Here is an 18,428-nt window from a genome sequence, read left to right on the forward strand (position 1 = left end):
CAGATTCAACAGCTCGTCCGGATCGACGAGTGCGCAATCGATATCGGTGACCTCGATGGCGCCGTCCGGCCCCGTCGGCACGGCTAGAGGAAGCGATTCCGCATCGCCGTCGGGCGCGTGGCCGGGCGCGGACCCGGTCCAAGTCCACAGAGCGAACATGTGGCGGTCGGGTAGGTAGGTGGCCTGTGTGCTGGGCAGAACGGTCCCCTATATCGTCGTATGGTGTACGGGATATTACAACAACGTACGGCGTACTGGATTAATTCCGAGAGGACCCTATGACCGATCAGGCGAAACAGTTGATGAGCCTGCTCTGGCGTCATGCAGTGCCGCCGCGATCCGGCGGGCGCGGCCCGAAGCAGACGGTGAGTGTAGATGCGGTCATCGCCGCCGCGATCGCCCTCGCCGATCGAGACGGGTACGAAAAGGTATCGATCCGCGCGGTCGCCGCCGAACTGGGGCTGCGCCCGATGAGCCTGTATACCTATGTGCCGAGCAAGGAGGCTTTGACGGTTTTGATGGTCGATGCGGTCGCACTGGAGGACGTCCCCATCCCAGCTGATCTCCCGGTCCGTGACCGTATGTCCGCGATCGCCGAACAGGTCCGTGCGGAACTGATCGCGCACCCGTGGCTGCTCGAGGTGCCACCATGGCGGCTGGTGCTCGGTCCGGGACGGATGTGCCGCTATGAGCGGCAGCTGGCCGCGATCGAAGGGATCGGGTTATCCGACCTGGCTATGGATCGGGTGATCGCGGTGCTATCGGAATTCGCCACCGGCAATGCGCGAATGGCGATCGCCGGAATCCGCAGTACAGCGGAGTTGACCGACGCGCAATGGTGGGAGCAGCACGGCCCGCTGCTGACCGAGGTCATCTCGGTCGAGGAGTTCCCGATCGCCTCGCGGGTCGGTGCGGCGGTAGGCGAACGCTATCAAGCGCCGTCGGACCCGCTGGGCGACTTCGCCTTCGGTCTCGGGAAACTGCTCGACGGCATCCTGTCCGGAGCAGCGTGACCGGAAAAGCCGACAGCGGGCGACTTGCAAGTCGCCCGCTGTCGTTATCAGCGATGTTCTGTTGTTCGATGCTGTTGTGTCGGGACGCGAGAAAGGTTCAGAGCGTGGGAGCCGATTCCGTATCTATCACGGCTTCGAGCTCACGCAAGCGATCCATATGTTCATTCGCGTGGTGCTGGCAGAAGAGCAACTCGCCACCTGCGGGCAATACGGCACGAACTCGTGCGGCAGCACCGCAGCGGTCGCAACGATCGACCGCGGTCAGTGGGGTGCTTGTCAGGGTTCCTGGCATGACTCCTCCGTCCTGGCTCCCGGCACTACAGTCCGTTCACCTGGTGTGGGGCCCGTGGTCACTCCGCGGGCTCGCTACCGCTACTTCCCAGCAGGGGTATGACTACTCTGTCAGACGTTCGGGACGGGGGCTTTGTTCCCGGAAGTGATTCAGTGTGTTTTCGGTAACACGACCTGGGATTTCGCTACTGGCGAACATCACTGGTCATGTATCGAACTCCACTCGACCACGATCACGAACAGGCCTATCCAGTTGTCTACCGGGAGATTACCCGTGATCCATGACACTCACACTCTCGTTCACATTTGCAGGCTCGCCGATTGGCTGACCGCGCGGCAAACCGGCGAGTACCGCCCGGAATCGTTCGAGGAGATCGGGTTCATCCATCTCTCCACGCCGCAGCAGGCGCATCTGCCCGCCAACCGACTATTCGCCGGACGGCGCGATATGGTGCTGCTGCGCATTGATCCGGCGCGTGTCGGCGCACCGGTGAAATGGGAACCGGGCGTGCCCACCGATCCCGAATCGATGCTGTTCCCACATCTGTACGGTCCGCTGCCGGTCGGCGCGGTCACGGCTGTGGTCGAGTATCAGCCCGGTCCGGACGGCGCTTTCGCCGCGCTCGACCCGAACTTTCCGGAGTCGTGAACCTATCGGTCTCTGGCCTCGCGCGCCGCGATGGCGGCCTGAACCCGAGACCCCACACCGACTTTGGTGAGCACCCGCGAGACGTGGATTTCGACTGGCTGGACGATGCGATATGCGGCCTGGTCGACCGCGCTCGGTAGTGCCGTCCCGTTCCGCGAATCTCGTACGCGCACGGTGATTCCGGCCGCTCGGGCCGCATCGATGAGAATCGGCAGCTGGGCCAGTTTGCGCGGTGCGGCGACATCATCCTCGGCGTCGTCGTCGCGGCAGCAGACCGATCATGGTGCGTATCTCCTGCAGCGCGCTGACACTATTGGACCGGATCGACGAAATGATCCCGGCGACAGTGGGATCGGTTTCCTGCCGGCCCAGCACGCCGAGCACCGCTTCGGACTGGATGGCGATGGCGGACAGGTGTCCCGCGATCACATCGTGCAGATCGCGCGACATCGTCCTGCGTCCGTCGGCGATGGCGGTGCGCCGATCCAATTCGGCGACCAACGTCATCGCCTGTGCGCGTTTGCGTTCGGCCTCGGCAATCTCCTTGTGCCCGCGCACCGACAGCGCCCATCACAGCGGTGTCGCGACGAAGGCGAACAGCGCGGCGATGGTGACCACCGCGACCCGCCAGTCGCCGAGCAGCAGTGCGAGCATGGTCAGTGCGGCCGAGACCGTCCCGCATACCCCGACCAGAAAGCGTGCGCGCGCGGGCGCGGCATAGAGCCCGCCTGCATAGATGAGATCCGAGTGGATGAGCCAGACCGGCACCGTCGGACCGAGTGCGAAATCGATGGCAAACGGGATCAACCCGATACCGAGCGCCGACACCGGCATACCACGCCGCAGGAAGGTCGCCACACAGATCAGCGCGAGCACCCCGATAGCGACGGATGGCGACTCAGGTCACCGGCCATCTCGGACAGGCCGCTCAGATAGAGCGCGGCGCCGAGTGCGAACGCGAAGACGACGCCCAGCGCGTCCTGCGCCGCATCGACTCATCACAGCACATACCCCGGCGTCCCGGGTCCGCCGAAGGAATGAGTCTCGTGGGCCTGATGGGTGGTTAGCCCTTTTTGCCGGTTAGGGTATAGGTGTGAATGTCGATGTCACCGCCCTACCCGGGATCGGGGTACGCAAAGACTTCCAGCTACGATCGGGCCGCCGGATCGGTGTGGTCGATCACCGCGACGGCGGCATAGATCTGATCGTCTCCAAAGCCGATGACCCGGATTCCTGTGCCGCCCAAGTGCCGCTGACTCCCGACGAGGCCGCGGTGCTCGCCAATCTGCTCGGCTCGCCGCAGCTGGTGGCGAAGTTACGCGAGGATCACCGCGACCTACCCGGGATCACCACCCGCCAGCTACCCATCGGCGAGGATTCGCCGTATGAGGGCCGCACCCTCGGCGAGACCGGGATGCGCACGCGCACCAAGGCTTCCATCGTCGCGGTGATGCGCGCCGGGCAGTTGCATCCCTCGCCGGGACCGGATTTCACCTTCACCGCCGATGACATACTCGTCGTCGTCGGCACTCCCGACGGTCTGGACGCGGCCGCGAAGATCCTGACGCACGGGTGAGAGCGTGAACGAAACCGCGCTCGCCCTCGTCGAGCTCGGGGCGGTGTTATTCGCCCTAGGCATGCTCGGAAGAGTGGCGGCACGATTTGGTATGTCCCCGATTCCGCTGTACCTGCTCGGCGGGCTGGCCTTCGGCCAGGGCGGATTCATCGAACTGGGCGCCGCGAACGAATTCGGCCATATCGCAGGCGAAATCGGTGTGGTGCTGCTGTTGCTATTGCTCGGCCTCGAGTACACCGCGGTCGAATTGGTAACCGGACTGCGGCGCTCCTGGGCCGCGGGCGTGGTCGATATCGTCGCGAACGCGACGCCCGGCGCGGCGGTCGGCCTGTTGCTGGGCTGGGGGATGACCGGAGCCATCACCCTGGCCGGGGTCACCTACATCTCATCCTCGGGCATTGTCGCCAAGGTGCTCAACGACCTCGGGCGCCTCGGCAACCGGGAAACTCCGGTGGTCTTGTCGATTCTGGTCTTCGAGGATCTCGCGATGGCGATATATCTGCCGATCCTCACCGCGATCCTGGCCGGTACCAGCTTCCTGGCCGGGCTGACCGTGGTCGGTCTGGCCCTGGCCTCCGTCACCATCGTGCTGGTCGTCGCGTTGCGGTACGGCCGGTACGTCTCGGCGATCGTGGACAGCGCTGACCGCGAGGTATTCCTGTTGAAGCTGCTCGGCGCGGCGCTGCTGGTCGCCGGGCTGGCGTCGGCGCTGAATGTTTCGGCTGCCGTCGGCGCATTCCTGCTCGGCATCGCGATCTCCGGTTCGACCGCCCATGAGGCGACGAAACTGCTGGAACCGATTCGGGATCTATTCGCGGCCATATTCTTCGTGGCCTTCGGGTTCAACACCGATCCCAGTGCCATTCCGCCCGTGCTCGGCTGGGCGATCCTGCTCGCCGTGGTCACCACGCTGACCAAGGTCGCGACCGGCTGGTGGGCGGCGAGTCGGCAGGGCATCCGCCGGATGGGACGGGCGCGCGCGGGCGCGGCATTGGTCGCGCGCGGAGAATTCTCGGTTGTCATCGCGGGTTTGGCGGTGAGCATCGGTGCGGTAGACCGCGAAATCGCCGCGCTCGCCTCGGCCTATGTGCTACTGATGGCGGTGCTCGGCCCGATCGCGGCCCGCGTCGTCGAACCGATCAGCGCCATCGTGCAGCGTCGCTTCAGACCCGCCGTCAGCAGTGGATAGCGGCCGCGGTGCAACAGAACTCGGCCCAGCGTCGGCGTCGGCCGCGGGAATCGGAAGCGTCGCAAGCGGATTCGTCGCCGGTGTCGGCGCAGCGGAAGCCGTCTCGCGTTCGGCACGTAGGCGTTCGATGCGCCGCCAGAAGGTCGACGCGACGAATCCGACCGCCAAACCGATCACGGCCGCGCACATATGCCCGTAGTCGGTGAAGGTCGGTCCGATCAATAGCGCCGAGGCCAGGACCGCGACGATGACACCTGCCCACAACACGCGGACCACACCGCGGAAGTGGAAGGCCATGGCCGCCAAAACCGCGGTGAACCCGTAGCTGGTGCCGACATCGGCCGCATACTGCACGCGCACCGGGATGACGTGGCGGTCGATGCCGTGGTCGATCGTGGTGACGGTGAGCAGCGTCGCGCCGATGTGGCCGGTCGCGAACAGTAAAATCCAGCGACTGGTGCCGAGCCAGCGTTCGGCGAAGCCCATGATCACCAGGATCTCCGCGATGGTGACCCAGGGAAATTGTCCCTGGGTCCAGAACGCCGACGCCACCAGCACCTGGATCGGATTGTGCTGCATGTTGTAGAGGTTGGTGGAGGCCGAGAAGATCAGCCTGCGCTCCACCGAATCGCCGACCCCGCGCAGCGTCCACCAGGTCACGAACAAGGTGAACGCATAGGCCGTGCTGGCCGGTGCACCGGACAGGTGCTGGCGCAGTTCGGGCAGTAATCGGCACAGTAACCGAGGTCGACGCACCCACGACCAGACCACGCGGAGCTCGTCACCGAGGTCGACGGTCTGCGTCCAGGGCGAGCGTATTCGGCGCAAAGTGGGGGCAACCACAATGCACAAGTCTGCCGGTTCCCAGCGCTTCTGTCCGCAGACCCGCCAGGTCTGTGTCCTGGTTCACCTGACCTGGTCATTACGACGTACCGTCGATTCACATCCGGCAATGATCGGCCTACGACGGTGCGCGCGGGCCGCGACTGGCGCACTACTCTGGCCGACCAGGCCCGAGTCTGCATCGCGCCCAGTCAGAGCCTGTCGCAGGCGGATTTCGTTGGTTCAGGGACGAGGTACCTCGGTGCGCGTTGGCCAGTACTCGGTCGGGGGCGGCATCGTCTCCGACTCCACCGGCGGCAGCGGCGGTAGCGGATCGAGTGTGGCGCGCGGCGTGATGCGCAGCGGCGGCAGTTCGATATTGCGCTCGATCTCGGTCAGGCTGACGCTGATGAGCAGGAGCATGGTCACCACACTGACCACCACGATCAGCGGTCCGATCAGATCCATGGCACCGGCCCCTTCGGGGGTATGGGTATCTCCGGTGTGCGCGTGCATCGCCGACATTCCGGTGTAGTGCATACCGCTGACCGCAATGCCCATGATCAGTCCGGCACCGACGGTTGCCACAAATCCCTTGACCCGCAACGTGAACCAGAGCGCAACCGTGGCCGCGGCCACCGCGATGACCAGCGACAGCCCGACGCGGAGCCCATCGAAGGTGATCATCGCATTCGACTTCAGCGCGTACATGCCCATGTAATGCATCGCCCCGACGCCGAGTCCGGTGATCGTCCCCCCGCTCAGCAGGCCGAGCAGTGACGGCTCGGGTTTGACGACGATGAATAGCCCGATACCGACCACAGCGATCGCGGTGATCGCGCTGAGCAGCGTGAGCGGAATGTCGAATCGTATCTCCGAGCCGCGGATCGAAAAGCCGAGCATCGCAATGAAATGCATGACCCAGATGCCGGTGCCGCCGATGGCGACGGCCGCGCCGAGCAGCCAGCCGACCCGGTTCTTGCCGGTGCGAGCGCGCGCGGCGCACTGCAATCCGAGCAGGCATCCGGTGACCGACACGGTGTAGGCCAGCAGCGGGGTCAGCAGACCGTAACTGAAATGGTAGATGTCGAGCATGCAACGCCCCCACTGCCGATGCTGGAGCATTCGGCGATTGAAACAACAGCGGGTCACACGATACGACAGTCGCGGCTGGGTGAGGGGGCGAAATCTGGGCCCGTATAAGTGATTTAGGTCACTTTTAGGTTTGATGGAAACAAATTGGTGAAGGGCTAGGACGCTGTCGCGGTTGCCGCCCCCGTGATCGCTTGTGCGTAGGCGCCCGAAAGAGTCTGTCGCAGAAGCGATTCGGCACAGGGCAAGGGAAAACGCCGATGGGTGCGGCCGGATTCGACGATAGCGAGACCGCAGGCGGATCGAATGCGGACGGAGTTGCCGGCCGATGGGGTAACAAGCAGGGCAGTCACGCGCAAAGAGCGCCCGCGCTGTGGGCGCGGGCGCTTCGAAAATCGATCTGAACGAACTCAGTCGAGATAGTCGCGCAGGACCTGCGAGCGGCTCGGGTGGCGCAGCTTGCTCATGGTCTTCGACTCGATCTGCCGAATGCGCTCACGGGTGACCCCGTACACCTGGCCGATCTCGTCAAGAGTGCGCGGCTGGCCGTCGGTGAGGCCGAAGCGCAGCCGGACCACGCCGGCCTCGCGCTCGGACAGCGTCTCCAGCACCGACTGCAACTGATCCTGCAGCAGCGTGAAGCTCACCGCGTCCACCGCGACAACGGCCTCGGAGTCCTCGATGAAGTCGCCGAGCTGGCTGTCGCCCTCATCGCCGATGGTCTGGTCCAGTGAGATCGGCTCACGCGCGTATTGCTGGATCTCGAGAACCTTCTCCGGCGTGATATCCATTTCCTTGGCCAGCTCCTCCGGGGTGGGCTCGCGGCCCAGATCCTGGAGCAGCTCGCGCTGGATGCGGCCGAGCTTGTTGATGACCTCGACCATATGCACCGGGATGCGAATGGTGCGGGCCTGATCGGCCATAGCGCGGGTGATAGCCTGCCGGATCCACCAGGTGGCGTACGTGGAGAACTTGTAGCCCTTGGTGTAGTCGAACTTCTCCACCGCGCGGATCAGACCGAGGTTCCCCTCCTGGATCAGGTCCAGGAATGCCATACCGCGACCGGTGTAACGCTTGGCCAGCGAGACCACCAGACGCAGGTTGGCTTCCAGCAGATGGTTCTTGGCACGGTTGCCGTCGCGCACGATCCACGTGTAGTCGCGGCGCATCGCGACCGGCAGCTTCTCACCCTGTTCGGCGAATTCGCGCACCTTCTCCGCCGCGTAGAGGCCGGCCTCGATCCGCTTGGCGAGTTCGACCTCCTCCTCGGCGTTGAGCAGTGCGACCTTGCCGATCTGCTTGAGGTAGGCACGGACCGAGTCGGCCGATGCGGTGAGCTCGGCATCTTTGCGGGCCTGGCGCAGCGCCTCGGATTCCTCCTCGTCCCAGACGAAGTCGCCGGAGGCCTTGTCCGCGGCGGACGGTTCGTCGGCCTCGCCCTCCTCGACCTCCTCGGCGACGTCCTCGACCAGTTCCTCGGCCTCGTCGGCGAGGTCGTCCTCGGAAACCTCGAGATCGCCGAGATCCTCCAGATCCAGATCCTCGGTCTCGAGGTTCTCGTCGCCGGGCTCGCCGTCCGGACCGGCCTTCTTCGGTCCGGCCTTCTTGGCCGGGCCCTTGGTCGCCTTTGCGGCTGCCTTCTTGGCCGGAGCCTTCTTCGCGGCGGACTTCTTGGCCGGAGCCTTCTTCGCGGCAGCCTTGCGGACCGGCCGTGCTTCGGTTACATCTGCGGAGTCGGCATCGGCCGATTCGGCGGTCTGACGGGTCGTGGCTACCACGTACGCCCTTTCGTGACGGTCTCGTGCGGCGTCACGCCAGAGTAGTGTTCCGGCGGAGCGGTCTGTCGGGTTTTACCGGCTGAGCGCCGGGTCTGGGGTTTCCGGCTCGCGGCCGGAGTACGTTCCATTGTAACGATCGAACCAGGGTACCTACGGCACGATCCCGGCAACGGCTAATGCCGCACCCTCCGCGCGTCTACGGTGCGATGCCCGCATCGATCGCCATGGCCGCCCCGACGATGCCCGCGGTGTTCTCCAGGCGGGCGGGAATCACCGGGGTACGGTTGGTGAGCAACGGAATCCATTGCGCGGCATCGCGGCTGATGCCGCCACCTGCGACGAAGACCTTCGGCCAGAACAAATTCTCCAGGCCGGCGAGCACGATGCTGACCTGGGCGGCCCACTGCTCGTAGGTCAGGCCGTCGCGATCCTTGATCGAGGCGGCAGCGCGGTGTTCGGTCTCCATGCCGCCGACCTCGAGATGGCCGAGTTCGGTATTGGGCACCAGCGTTCCGTGGAACAGCAGTGCCGAGCCGATGCCGGTGCCGAAGGTCAGCAGCAGCACCAGACCGTCGAAATCCTTTGCCGCGCCGTAGCGATCTTCGGCCAGGCCGGCCGCGTCGGCGTCGTTGAGCACGGTCACGGTGCGGCCGTCGAGCGCCTCGGAGAACAGCGCCCGCGCGTCGGTGCCGATCCACGCCTTATCAATATTGGCGGCCGTCCGCGCGACACCCTCCAGCACGACCGCGGGCAGCGTGATGCCGACCGGGCCGTCCCAATCGGCTTGGGCGAGCAGCTCGGCCACCGCACCGCCGACCGCCTGCGGTGTCGAGGGATGCGGTGTCGGAATCTTGATCCGCTCATGGACCAATGCTCCGGTGGCCAGATCCACCGCGGCGCCCTTGACGCCGCTGCCACCGATATCGATACCGAATGCGTGCCCCCGAGCGGACATGACCTTCCCTCGTTCCTGTGCTGTCCGATGTGATGAATGCGCCGCTGCACAGGAGCACCACCAGCTGGTCGCGGAGCATGCGGTGATGTGCCCGACGACGGCGTTGTGTCGTGCACGACAAGAGTAATGGGCGGGCATCGGTTCCCGTTCGCCGAGGATCTGTGATGGCATGGGTGCATGCCGGAGACCACAGCGTCAATTACCGCCCGTCCGACCGTGACGCCATCCGAGGATGTCGCCGAATTGCGTCGGATCGCGGTCCAACTCGCCGAAACCGCGGCCGCGCATGTGCGCTCGCGCCGACCCGAGGTATTCGGTCCGGAGGGTGCGCGCGACGGCGCCGTGCAGACCAAGGGTCACCCCACCGATCCGGTGACCATCGTCGATACCGAGTCCGAGGATCTGATCCGGCGCCTGCTCGGCGAAGTGCGCCCCGGCGATCCGATCCTCGGTGAGGAGGGCGGCGGCAGCTTGGCTGGTGGTGACCGGGACACCGTGCACTGGGTGGTGGACCCGATCGATGGCACCGTGAACTTCCTGTACGGCATTCCGGGCTACGCGATTTCGGTGGCCGCGATGCGCGACGGACACCCTGTCGCTGGTGCCGTGGTCGACGTCGCGCGGGCGGCGACCTACAGCGCCGCGGTGCGGATGGGAGCAACGAAGGTGACCGGTGACGGCACCGTGGAACATCTGCGCTGCACACGGGTGCGATCGGCCTCGATGGCCTTGGTGGCCACCGGATTCGCGTACGGCAGGCAGCGCAGGGCCAGGCAGGCGGAGCTGGTCGCCCGGATCCTGCCGGAGATCCGCGATATCCGGCGTCTCGGCGCGGCGGCTCTGGATCTGTGCTTCGTCGCCGAGGGTCGCATCGACGCGTACTACGAACACGGACTCAACGCGTGGGACTGGGCGGCCGGCGCGCTGATCGCCGCCGAGGCGGGTGCGCAGCTGCGATTGCCCGAGGCGATCAGCCCGGGCGCGGCGGGTGAATTGGTCCTTGCCACCGCACCGGGCGTTGCGAACGAATTGACCGAACTGTTCGAACGGGTCGGTGCGACCGCCGCGATTCCGGACGCGTGAATAACGGATCGCCCCGATCTGCCGAAGCGGCACACCGGGGCGATGAAGGTCGGGTTTCGGGAGATCAGCAGCGCGCGGTGCGCGCCGCGGACAGCAGTTTGGGGTCGATGGACGGGGATCCGCCCGGCGCCGGATTCTTCAGCGATTTCAGCACTTCCTCGGCATCCGGGCTCGGCCGCAGCGATTCGCCGAATACCGAACCGAGCACCAGGTCTACGGTGTCGTCGTTGCGCTGATCCTCGATCAGCTCGGCGCACGGCGCGACCAGCTGGACCGACGCGGCGGCCGGTCGCCCGTTCACCCCGAAGCGGATCTGACCGGTGCAGTTCAGGTCACCGTTGACGTAGACCGTATCGTTACCGAACTGCTGCCCAGGCGCGCTCGCGAAGCCCAGATCACCGAGCGCCGATGCGATGTGCGAGGCCTGACCGCTCTTGTTGTTCGCGTTCAGCACACGGACCTTCGACGAGGCCAGCGGCGCCGGTTCGACATCGGTCAACCGCGACTGGCCGACCCGCTGACCCATCGGGGCAGGCTGCGGCGATTTCGCATCGGTGGCCGGACTCGGCGAATTGCATGCCATCGCGGTTCCGCTGCTGTCCTCGGTGGTCAGGGCCTTGATCCACACCACGGTGCAGATCAGGAGTAGGACGCCGACCAAGATCAACCATGGCTGGTTGCGTCGCCGGGCGAAGGGTTGACCCGTTCGATCCGTTGAACTGCCTTCGGTGATGAGTGAAACCACGTGCACACTCTACGAAAGTGTTTCCGGGACTGGGAGGTGGCGTGGCGGCGAAGCCGACCGGGGTGGGTTAAAAACCAGTGCGTAAGGTCTCGGCGAGTTCACGCTTGGTGTCGATTACCCCTCAATTTCGAATCATCTGTGTTTTGATTGCGACTTTTGCCGTGGCGTCCGCTATTGTCTGGCGGCCCAGATCGAATCACCGCAGCCCAAAACGGTGGTCGGTCGCGGGAACAAGAAGGGCATGTCCTGCGTTTACCGAGCGCTATCGAAGGTGGGTCGCGTGATCCGCCCTGATAGGGGACCGGTGTACGTGTGACGTGCACCACCGGCGGGGCGGTGCTGGTTATTCCGATTTCGAGCGAATCGGAATGAGTGGCCCGGTCCGGGATATACGGAGTAAGGACGAGGGGAAGACGACATGGCAACCGACTATGACGCACCGAGGCGCACTGAATCCGACGAAGTGTCGGAAGATTCGCTGGAGGAGCTGAAGGCTCGTCGCAACGAGGCACAGTCCGCCGTCGTGGATATCGACGAATCCGATACCGCGGAGTCGTTCGAGCTTCCCGGCGCGGACTTGTCCGAGGAGGTCCTGACAGTTCGGGTGATCCCGAAGCAGGCCGACGAGTTCACCTGTTCCAGCTGTTTCCTGGTCCATCACCGGAGCAGGCTGGCCAGTGAGAGTGGCGGTCAGCTGATCTGCATGGACTGTGCAGCCTGATCTCCGGCGGAGATCTGATCTCCAGCCGGGATCAACGGTCAGCCCGCGCTCGGCACGCCCGGCTTCAGCCAGGTATGCCAAGCGCGGCCAAGACCCGGTCCGGCCGTCGCGTACTGATCAACCAGTACGGCGTCGGATCGTCCGGATCATCGAGTACAAGCAGCACCATCGGCCCCACCCATGGCCGATGTTGGACATAGGCGGCGGGGTCGAGTTGGCGGCCCAGGGCCGCGCTCTTGGCGGTCGGGGCCACCGTGGCCGATCTGGCCACGAAATTCATCGGCAGATGCGCGCGATCGGCCCGGAGTTCGCGGATGCCGGAGCCATCCTGGGCGACCTCCACCCGATGGCGGCTGAGCCACAACAGCACCCACACGGGCACCGGAAACAGCAACGCGTAGGGCAACCAGGCGCGTAGACCAGGCGCGCCCATATGGATTTCGGCGGCCAGCAACCCGGCGATGGCGAATGCGATCGGCCACCACCACAGTGGCACCCACAGGCGCTCTCGGTAGGGCTCGAAGCTTCGCTGCTGTTCGTCCATCGTCACTGGCTTGGGCTGGTCCGACACGACTCAACACTAATTCACTGAGGTCGAGGGCGTACGCGTAGGCTCGGGCAATGTGAGGGAGCGGAGCGAGCGATTATTCAACACAGCCGCCTGGACGGTCATGATGGAGCCGAGCGTCAGCGAGGCGCAGTCATGAGCGCCCTTCCACCCATACCTCTGCTGCGGCTTGATCCCGGCATCCCCGTGCCAACGCGTGCCCACCACGGCGACGCGGGCGTGGACCTGTGCACTACGGAGGACGTCATCATCGAACCGGGGGAGCGAGTGCTGGTCGGCACCGGCGTCGCGGTCGCATTGCCGGTCGGCACGGTTGGGCTGATCCACCCCCGGTCCGGACTGGCCGCGAAAACCGGTCTGTCCGTGGTGAATACGCCGGGTACCGTCGATGCGGGCTATCGGGGCGAAATCAAGGTGTGCCTGATCAATCACGATCCGCGCACCCCGATCGAATTGCGCCGCGGCGATCGGATCGCGCAGTTGCTGGTGCAACGGGTGGAATTGGTCGATTTCGTGGAGGTCGACGTCCTCGACGACACCACGCGGGGCGCGGGCGGCTACGGGTCGAGCGGTGGCCACGCGAGTCTGGCCGCATCGGCCGACGAGGCGGGCACTCTCGGCAAGGAGGCATGACGAAATGTTCGGGAAGAGACGCAAGTCCGGCGGACGTGACGAATACGCCGAGGACCACTACGACGACGAATACGGTGCGTACGGGACCTACGGCGACGCGGATTACGACGATGAGCCGATCACCGACGAGAATCCCATCATCGATCCGGTCACCGACGAGAATCCCATCATCGATCCGGTCACCGACGAGAATCCCATCATCGACCCGGTCACCGACGAGAATCCGATCGTCGCAGCCGATTACATCGCCGCGCACTACGACGACGAACCCGAGTACGACGATGACGACGACTACGACGATGACGATGACGATGACGATGTCGCGCAGATGCCCAAATCCGGCCCGTACGACTACGCCGAGGTGGCCGAGCTGCTGGACAATGTCTCCGATCAGCGCCTGGATCTGGGTTCGGTGATCCTGCCGGTGCCACCGGGTGGCCAAGTGCAGGTCGAGATGACCCCGGACGGCACGCCGCAGGCGGTGCACTTGGCGACCGAAAACGGTCGGATCACCGTCGCGGCCTATGCCGCGCCCAAGTCGGCGGGGCAATGGCGTTCGGTGGCATCGGATCTCGCCGAATCGCTACGCAAGGACGGCGCCAGGGTCGCGGTGGAGACCGGACCGTGGGGCCGGGAGCTGCTCGCCATCACCGAGGGCGCGGATCTGCGCTTCATCGGGGTGGACGGTCCGCGCTGGATGGTGCGGCTGGTGGCCGCGGGTCCGCAGGGTGCCGCCGATGACGGCAGTCCGCTGGTGCGGGCCGCGCGGGCGATCCTGACCGAGACCGTGATTCGGCGCGGCGACGATCCGATGCCGGTGCGCGAGCCGCTGGCCGTCGTACTGCCACCGGAGCTGGCCGAGCAGCTGGCCGCCGCGCATCAGGCGCAGGTGCAGGCCCAGCAGCAGGCAATGGCCGCACAGCAGGCCGCTGTCCAGCCCACACCGCAGCCGCTGATCCCGCCGCCCATGCCGAATGAACCGCGTCGCGGTGCGGACGGCTCCGCCATGCAGCAACTCGGGCTCAACTAGGCCTAGAACGCCGCGAGGCCCGCGGCTCCGAGAATCGCGGGATCCGCGCCGAGTTCATCGAGGCTGATCCGGATCAGCTCGGTGCGCGGGATCAGCTCGGCCCATTCCTCGGCGACCGAGAGCGGATGCACCGGATCGTCGACGGCGGTGACGATCGCGACGGGCACCTCGACGGCGCCGAGTCGTTCGGCATCGGGCCACTTGTAGTCGGCGGCCTCCTGCAGGGCCTCGGGCAGCCGCGGCCATTGCGAATGCCATGACTGGGTGAGCGCGTCGGCGAGCCAGCGCGGGCTGCTCGCGCGCATCCGTGCCACGACCGCGTCGAGCCCGTCCGCACGCAACTGGGCCGCGGTGGCGGCGGCGCTGAGCGCGGCGGGGCAGGCGGCGGTATCTGGTCCGGTCCATGCCGGTAGCGCCGCCACTACGCCGGTTGTCGCCTCGGGATGTTCAGCCACCCATTCGAGCGCGACCGCCGCGCCGAGAGAGATCCCCGTGACCAGGACCGGCCCGCGCTGGGCGGCGGCGTCGAGCGCGGCCCAGTAGCTGGCAACCACGCCGCGCGGATCGGGTTCGACGGCGATGAATTCGATTCCACGTGCCGCACAAGCCGGTCCGAAGGCACGACGGGCGAAGTCGGCATCCGATCCGGTTCCTGGCAACGCCACGGCGATCGGGGCGCGGCCGCCGCGGTCGGGCGCGAAATGTGGGGAGTCGAACACCGGTCCGAGCGTAGCGGGGTGAGGGTTGCACATCTACAGTGGCGGGTATACGGCCAACAGCCGGTCGTTACCGGAACAACCACGATGGCGTGTGACCCACGTCGTCATGCTCGACGCAGGAGAGCGTTAGATGTCATCCGCCGCCTCAGGTTATTTTCGCCGTCTGGGCCGCAGGCTGACCGAGGATATCGATCAGTTGGACGCCGAGGAGCTCGCCGAATCGGTCGATGCGTCGGGTGCCTGCCGGGCCTCGGACTGTCAGCGCGGTGACGAGGCCACCATGCTCGGCCGACTACGCAGTGTCGAGGCGTGTCCGAAGTCCGTCGGTGCCAGTGTTCAGGCAGAATTCTTCGACGGCACCGATGCCATCAGTCTGGTGTGGATCGGCCGCCGACGCATTCCCGGTATCGAGCCGGGACGCCGGATCCTCGTCCGCGGTCGAGTAGGTGACCGGGATGGTCGTAAGGTGATCTACAACCCCTACTACGAATTGCGTGAGAACAGCTGACGTATGCCATCGAGCAACGAGAACGCCGCCGAGATCCACACCGGACGCCGTGAGCCGATCGACGCGGGCCCGTCCGGCGTCGTAGATCGCGCTGTCGACGCGGAAACCGAAGAGGCCGAACAAACCCTGCTCGAACAGTTGGGCGGCTTCAGCGGCCTGATCTACTCGACCCTACCGGTGCTGGTCTTCGTGCCCGTGAACACCTTTGCCGGGCTGACCGCGGCGATCTGGTCGGCGCTCGGCGTTGCCGCCACGATTCTGGTGTGGCGGCTGGTGCGGCGCAGCCCCATCCAACCCGCGATCTCCGGCTTCCTCGGGGTGGGCATCTGCGCGTTCATCGCCTACCGGATGGGTGAGGCGAAGGGCTTCTTCCTGTTCGGCATCTACACCAGCCTGGTGTACGCCGGGGTGTTCCTGGTATCGATCCTGGTGCGCTGGCCACTGGTGGGCGTCATTTGGGGCGTGCTCAACGGCCACGGCACCGAATGGCGGTCCGACCGCCGCGTCGTGCGCCTCTACGACCTCGCGACCGCCACCTGGGTGGTCGTCTTCGGCGCACGCTATCTGGTGCAGTCACAGCTCTACGACACCGATCGCACCGGGTGGCTGGCCTTCGCGCGCATCGCGATGGGTTGGCCGCTCACCGCGGTGGCGCTGGCTGTCACCGTGTGGGCGGTGCGCCGGGCTGGACATCTGCCGGCGCGCCGGGGGACGCCCGCCCCAACGGCCTAGGAATTTCGCGCCTCGATTCTTCGTCGGGGTGTTAACGAATCGCCGCCGGAGGTGGGTGAGTACCCACCCTGGGGTGCCTGGTTGGGCAATCGAGTTCGTCAGACGATCAGTGCAAGCAAAAAGCACGATCGGCGAGAAAGGACTCGGAAGTTGGCTACCGAGCACAACATTGCGGCACTGTCGAAGAAACAAGCCCACAACCCGGCCCTGTCGGAGAGCCGTCGGGTATCGGCCGAACTGGATACGCTGATCGGTCCGGCAGCCGGAGGCGACCGTGCGGCGGTCACCGAGATCATCCGGCTGGTCCACCCGCTCGTGCGCCGGTATTGCGGTGCGCGCCTTGGCAATACCGCACATCTGCATGTGACGGCCGACGATGTGGTGCAGGAGATCCTGCTGGCCACCGTCAACGCCATTCCGCGCTACCGCGATCAGGGCAAGTCGTTTCTGGCCTTCGTCTACGGTATCGCGGCCAATAAGGTGGCCGACGCGTTCCGCCGTTCGCAGCTGCACCCGATGTACCCGGTCGATGAGGTGCCCGATACGGCCTCGACCGCCGCCGGTCCAGAGGAGTGGGCGATCGCGGCGGAACGTCGCGAAGCCACCCGGGAATTGATGAAGATCCTGGCACCCGCCCACCGCGAGGTACTCGTGATGCGGATCGTGCTCGGCTGGACCGCGGCGCAGACCGCCGAGGCCATCGGCACCAGTCCCGGCGTCGTTCGGGTGATGCAGCATCGCGCGCTGAACAAGCTGCGCGCGGAGCTCGCGGCCGCATCCTGAGGTCGACCGGCGCTGATCCGCATCAGCCCCGTCGGGGAGTCAGGGCTTGATGCCGTGCGTGGCCAGCGCCACCCGCAGGTCCTCTTCGGCCTCCACGGAGGTCACGAACAACAGCTCGTCCTCGCCCTCGAAGGGATCGTCGGGCTGTGGCACGATCACCCGGCCGCCGCGCAGGATCGTCACCAAGGCGGCGTCGCGCGGCAGGCTGAGCGTGCGGACCGCCTTGCCCGCCAACGCGGTATCGCTGGGCAGGGTGATCTCGACCAGATTGGCCTGTCCCTGCCGCAGCGTCATCAACCGGACCAGATCGCCGACCGAGACCGCCTCTTCCACCAGCGAGGCGAGTAGCCGCGGCGTCGACACCGCGACATCCACGCCCCACGACGCGTCGAAGAGCCATTCATTGCGCGGGTCGTTGACCCGCGCCACCACCCGGCGCACGCCGAATTCGGTCTTGGCGAGCAGGCTGTGCACCAGATTCGCCTTATCGTCGCCGGTGGCGGCGATGACGACCTCATAGGTTTGCAGACCCGCATCCTCCAGCAGCGCCAGTTCGCAGGCGTCCGCATGGACCCAGACGGCATCCGGGATGGCGGCGGGGTCGATGTGATCGAGTTGGCGCTCGAGCAACATCACCCGATGGCCGCTACGCAATAGCTCCCTGGCTATCGATCGGCCGACGGCGCCGGCTCCGGCGATCGCCACTTTCATGTCAGTCCTCGCTTGCTGGGGGCTTACCGGCCAAGGCGACGGCCTCGCCGACGGAGCCGGAGGTGGCTGCGACATAGACGATGTCGTCGGCTTGGACCACAGTCTTGCTCTCGGGGAGCAAGCCCTGACCGAACCGGATGATGAATGCGACCCTGGCGCCCACAGTGCGCTCCAGATCGCGCACGGTGCGCCCGTACCACTCCTCGTGCAATATCAACTGGGCTACCGCGACCGTGCCCGTCGGATCGCGCCACGTGGTGGTGCCGCCGTCCCCGATCAGCGTGGTCAGGAAGCGGTCGGTGGTCCACGGCACGGTGGCGATGGTCGGAATGCCGAGGCGCTCGTAGACCGCGGCCCGTTTGGCGTCGTAGATGCGCGCGACCACGCGCTGCACACCGAACATCTCCCGGGCCACCCGCGCGGAGATGATGTTGGAGTTGTCACCGGAGGAGACCGCGGCGAAGGCGTCGGCCCGCTCGATTCCCGCGCGGGTCAGCACATCCCGGTCGAAACCGACGCCGACCACCCGCTCACCGGGAAAATCCTCGCCGAGGCGCAGGAACGCGCTGTGATCCCGGTCGATCACGGTGACCTCATGGCCGACCCGGACCAGGGCGCGTGCTAGCGACGAGCCGACCCGTCCGCAACCCATGATCACTACGTACACCGCAACCTCGTTCCTGGAAACTGTGTTCAATTGGCGGCGCTCGCGAACCCTGCGGGGTTACGCAAGCTTCCTCCTCGGGGCCGTGAGCTCACGCCGCGGGGCGTACGGTTTGCTATCTCCGGCATCCGAACCGTACCCGCCAGATGTTTCCATGGCCCAACTT

At 65.9% G+C, this 18,428-nt stretch carries 23 protein-coding genes; 11 read left to right on the forward strand and 12 right to left on the reverse strand.

All coding sequences use genetic code 11. The annotated features are described in order from the left end of the window. Positions 1–278: 278 nt before the first annotated feature. The gene (locus ACW2Q0_RS19955) at positions 279–1,013 is read left to right on the forward strand and encodes a TetR/AcrR family transcriptional regulator C-terminal domain-containing protein (protein ID WP_457192275.1); all 735 of its coding nucleotides are present in this window, start codon (positions 279–281) and stop codon (positions 1,011–1,013) included. Positions 1,014–1,110: 97 nt separating this feature from the next. Here the strand turns inward: ACW2Q0_RS19955 and ACW2Q0_RS19960 are convergent, their stop codons facing one another. Next, complete coding sequence (locus tag ACW2Q0_RS19960; RefSeq protein ID WP_433526366.1) at positions 1,111–1,305, reverse strand: DUF7455 domain-containing protein; 195 nt, start codon at positions 1,303–1,305, stop codon at positions 1,111–1,113. Positions 1,306–1,578: 273 nt separating this feature from the next. Here ACW2Q0_RS19960 and ACW2Q0_RS19965 point away from each other — a divergent pair, with 273 nt between their 5' ends. Next, positions 1,579–1,953, forward strand: coding sequence for a DUF952 domain-containing protein (locus ACW2Q0_RS19965; protein WP_457192277.1), 375 nt, complete (start codon positions 1,579–1,581; stop codon positions 1,951–1,953). Between the two features lie 243 nt (positions 1,954–2,196). Here ACW2Q0_RS19965 and ACW2Q0_RS19970 read toward each other — a convergent pair whose 3' ends face one another. Both ACW2Q0_RS19970 and ACW2Q0_RS19975 read right to left on the reverse strand, forming a co-directional pair. Then, a complete protein-coding gene (locus ACW2Q0_RS19970) occupies positions 2,197–2,511 on the reverse strand; it encodes a histidine kinase (protein WP_457192279.1) in 315 nt (104 codons plus the stop codon). Between the two features lie 12 nt (positions 2,512–2,523). Next, positions 2,524–2,829: a hypothetical protein gene (locus tag ACW2Q0_RS19975; RefSeq protein WP_457192281.1), complete on the reverse strand. Its 306-nt coding sequence runs from the start codon at positions 2,827–2,829 to the stop codon at positions 2,524–2,526. A gap of 217 nt (positions 2,830–3,046) precedes the next feature. Between ACW2Q0_RS19975 and ACW2Q0_RS19980 the strand changes: the two genes are divergently transcribed. Continuing rightward, positions 3,047–3,529: a cation:proton antiporter regulatory subunit gene (locus tag ACW2Q0_RS19980; RefSeq protein ID WP_457192283.1), complete on the forward strand. Its 483-nt coding sequence runs from the start codon at positions 3,047–3,049 to the stop codon at positions 3,527–3,529. Between the two features lie 4 nt (positions 3,530–3,533). Next, complete coding sequence (locus ACW2Q0_RS19985; RefSeq protein WP_457192285.1) at positions 3,534–4,718, forward strand: cation:proton antiporter; 1,185 nt, start codon at positions 3,534–3,536, stop codon at positions 4,716–4,718. Here ACW2Q0_RS19985 and ACW2Q0_RS19990 read toward each other — a convergent pair. The 4 genes from ACW2Q0_RS19990 to ppgK form a co-directional block, all read right to left on the reverse strand. Then, the gene (locus tag ACW2Q0_RS19990; RefSeq protein WP_457192287.1) at positions 4,620–5,489 is read right to left on the reverse strand and encodes a rhomboid-like protein; all 870 of its coding nucleotides are present in this window, start codon (positions 5,487–5,489) and stop codon (positions 4,620–4,622) included. The two genes, ACW2Q0_RS19985 and ACW2Q0_RS19990, sit on opposite strands and share 99 nt — an antisense overlap. 294 nt (positions 5,490–5,783) lie before the next feature. Then, on the reverse strand, positions 5,784–6,635 hold the full coding sequence (locus ACW2Q0_RS19995; RefSeq protein ID WP_457192289.1) for an MHYT domain-containing protein: 852 nt from the start codon (positions 6,633–6,635) through the stop codon (positions 5,784–5,786). A gap of 407 nt (positions 6,636–7,042) precedes the next feature. Next, positions 7,043–8,410 carry an RNA polymerase sigma factor gene (locus tag ACW2Q0_RS20000; RefSeq protein WP_457192291.1) on the reverse strand — a complete coding sequence of 456 codons (1,368 nt, stop codon included), beginning with the start codon at positions 8,408–8,410 and terminating at the stop codon, positions 7,043–7,045. A 196-nt stretch (positions 8,411–8,606) separates the two neighbouring features. Then, entirely contained in the window at positions 8,607–9,365 is a 759-nt protein-coding gene (gene ppgK, locus ACW2Q0_RS20005; RefSeq protein ID WP_457192293.1) for a polyphosphate--glucose phosphotransferase, read from the reverse strand. A 177-nt stretch (positions 9,366–9,542) separates the two neighbouring features. Here ppgK and ACW2Q0_RS20010 point away from each other — a divergent pair, with 177 nt between their 5' ends. Continuing rightward, positions 9,543–10,448, forward strand: a complete 906-nt coding sequence (locus ACW2Q0_RS20010; protein ID WP_457192295.1) for an inositol monophosphatase family protein — start codon at positions 9,543–9,545, stop codon at positions 10,446–10,448. Positions 10,449–10,512: 64 nt separating this feature from the next. Here the strand turns inward: ACW2Q0_RS20010 and cei are convergent, their stop codons facing one another. Continuing rightward, positions 10,513–11,193 carry an envelope integrity protein Cei gene (gene cei, locus ACW2Q0_RS20015; RefSeq protein ID WP_457192297.1) on the reverse strand — a complete coding sequence of 227 codons (681 nt, stop codon included), beginning with the start codon at positions 11,191–11,193 and terminating at the stop codon, positions 10,513–10,515. A 418-nt stretch (positions 11,194–11,611) separates the two neighbouring features. Here cei and ACW2Q0_RS20020 point away from each other — a divergent pair, with 418 nt between their 5' ends. After that, complete coding sequence (locus ACW2Q0_RS20020; protein ID WP_040692543.1) at positions 11,612–11,914, forward strand: DUF4193 domain-containing protein; 303 nt, start codon at positions 11,612–11,614, stop codon at positions 11,912–11,914. A gap of 64 nt (positions 11,915–11,978) precedes the next feature. Here ACW2Q0_RS20020 and ACW2Q0_RS20025 read toward each other — a convergent pair whose 3' ends face one another. Then, positions 11,979–12,458 (reverse strand): DUF3093 domain-containing protein, encoded by a 480-nt coding sequence (locus tag ACW2Q0_RS20025; RefSeq protein WP_457192354.1) that lies wholly within the window; start codon positions 12,456–12,458, stop codon positions 11,979–11,981. 159 nt (positions 12,459–12,617) lie between these two features. On the opposite strand from ACW2Q0_RS20025, the gene dut reads away from it, so the two are divergent. Both dut and ACW2Q0_RS20035 read left to right on the forward strand, forming a co-directional pair. Then, positions 12,618–13,115: a dUTP diphosphatase gene (gene dut, locus ACW2Q0_RS20030; protein WP_457192300.1), complete on the forward strand. Its 498-nt coding sequence runs from the start codon at positions 12,618–12,620 to the stop codon at positions 13,113–13,115. A gap of 226 nt (positions 13,116–13,341) precedes the next feature. Continuing rightward, a complete protein-coding gene (locus ACW2Q0_RS20035; RefSeq protein WP_457192356.1) occupies positions 13,342–14,145 on the forward strand; it encodes a DUF3710 domain-containing protein in 804 nt (267 codons plus the stop codon). A 2-nt stretch (positions 14,146–14,147) separates the two neighbouring features. Here the strand turns inward: ACW2Q0_RS20035 and ACW2Q0_RS20040 are convergent, their stop codons facing one another. Next, positions 14,148–14,864 carry an alpha/beta fold hydrolase gene (locus ACW2Q0_RS20040; RefSeq protein WP_457192302.1) on the reverse strand — a complete coding sequence of 239 codons (717 nt, stop codon included), beginning with the start codon at positions 14,862–14,864 and terminating at the stop codon, positions 14,148–14,150. Between the two features lie 130 nt (positions 14,865–14,994). Between ACW2Q0_RS20040 and ACW2Q0_RS20045 the strand changes: the two genes are divergently transcribed. The 3 genes from ACW2Q0_RS20045 to ACW2Q0_RS20055 all read left to right on the forward strand — a co-directional run bounded on the left by ACW2Q0_RS20045 (position 14,995) and on the right by ACW2Q0_RS20055 (position 16,887). After that, the gene (locus ACW2Q0_RS20045) at positions 14,995–15,372 is read left to right on the forward strand and encodes an OB-fold nucleic acid binding domain-containing protein (RefSeq protein WP_457192304.1); all 378 of its coding nucleotides are present in this window, start codon (positions 14,995–14,997) and stop codon (positions 15,370–15,372) included. A gap of 3 nt (positions 15,373–15,375) precedes the next feature. Beyond that, positions 15,376–16,104 carry a DUF3159 domain-containing protein gene (locus tag ACW2Q0_RS20050; protein WP_457192306.1) on the forward strand — a complete coding sequence of 243 codons (729 nt, stop codon included), beginning with the start codon at positions 15,376–15,378 and terminating at the stop codon, positions 16,102–16,104. Positions 16,105–16,254: 150 nt separating this feature from the next. Continuing rightward, positions 16,255–16,887, forward strand: a complete 633-nt coding sequence (locus ACW2Q0_RS20055) for a sigma-70 family RNA polymerase sigma factor (protein WP_457192308.1) — start codon at positions 16,255–16,257, stop codon at positions 16,885–16,887. A gap of 39 nt (positions 16,888–16,926) precedes the next feature. On the opposite strand, the gene ACW2Q0_RS20060 is transcribed toward ACW2Q0_RS20055, so the two are convergent. Together ACW2Q0_RS20060 and ACW2Q0_RS20065 are read right to left on the reverse strand one after the other, a co-directional pair. Next, positions 16,927–17,598 (reverse strand): potassium channel family protein, encoded by a 672-nt coding sequence (locus tag ACW2Q0_RS20060; RefSeq protein WP_457192310.1) that lies wholly within the window; start codon positions 17,596–17,598, stop codon positions 16,927–16,929. 1 nt (position 17,599) lies between these two features. Next, positions 17,600–18,265 (reverse strand): potassium channel family protein, encoded by a 666-nt coding sequence (locus ACW2Q0_RS20065; protein WP_457192312.1) that lies wholly within the window; start codon positions 18,263–18,265, stop codon positions 17,600–17,602. Positions 18,266–18,428 lie beyond the last annotated feature (163 nt).

It is taken from the genome of Nocardia citri (assembly GCF_054065835.1).

What these genes read in the sequence shown, in the direction of transcription:
- ACW2Q0_RS20020 (WP_040692543.1), top strand. Translation starts at nt 11,612, where the DNA reads ATGGCAACCGACTATGACGCACCGAGGCGCACTGAATCCGACGAAGTG.
- ACW2Q0_RS19995 (WP_457192289.1), bottom strand. Translation starts at nt 6,635, where the DNA reads ATGCTCGACATCTACCATTTCAGTTACGGTCTGCTGACCCCGCTGCTG.
- ACW2Q0_RS20025 (WP_457192354.1), bottom strand. Translation starts at nt 12,458, where the DNA reads ATGGACGAACAGCAGCGAAGCTTCGAGCCCTACCGAGAGCGCCTGTGG.
- ACW2Q0_RS20045 (WP_457192304.1), top strand. Translation starts at nt 14,995, where the DNA reads ATGTCATCCGCCGCCTCAGGTTATTTTCGCCGTCTGGGCCGCAGGCTG.
- ACW2Q0_RS20060 (WP_457192310.1), bottom strand. Translation starts at nt 17,598, where the DNA reads ATGAAAGTGGCGATCGCCGGAGCCGGCGCCGTCGGCCGATCGATAGCC.
- ppgK (WP_457192293.1), bottom strand. Translation starts at nt 9,365, where the DNA reads ATGTCCGCTCGGGGGCACGCATTCGGTATCGATATCGGTGGCAGCGGC.
- dut (WP_457192300.1), top strand. Translation starts at nt 12,618, where the DNA reads ATGAGCGCCCTTCCACCCATACCTCTGCTGCGGCTTGATCCCGGCATC.
- ACW2Q0_RS20050 (WP_457192306.1), top strand. Translation starts at nt 15,376, where the DNA reads ATGCCATCGAGCAACGAGAACGCCGCCGAGATCCACACCGGACGCCGT.
- ACW2Q0_RS20010 (WP_457192295.1), top strand. Translation starts at nt 9,543, where the DNA reads ATGCCGGAGACCACAGCGTCAATTACCGCCCGTCCGACCGTGACGCCA.
- ACW2Q0_RS19955 (WP_457192275.1), top strand. Translation starts at nt 279, where the DNA reads ATGACCGATCAGGCGAAACAGTTGATGAGCCTGCTCTGGCGTCATGCA.
- ACW2Q0_RS19960 (WP_433526366.1), bottom strand. Translation starts at nt 1,305, where the DNA reads ATGCCAGGAACCCTGACAAGCACCCCACTGACCGCGGTCGATCGTTGC.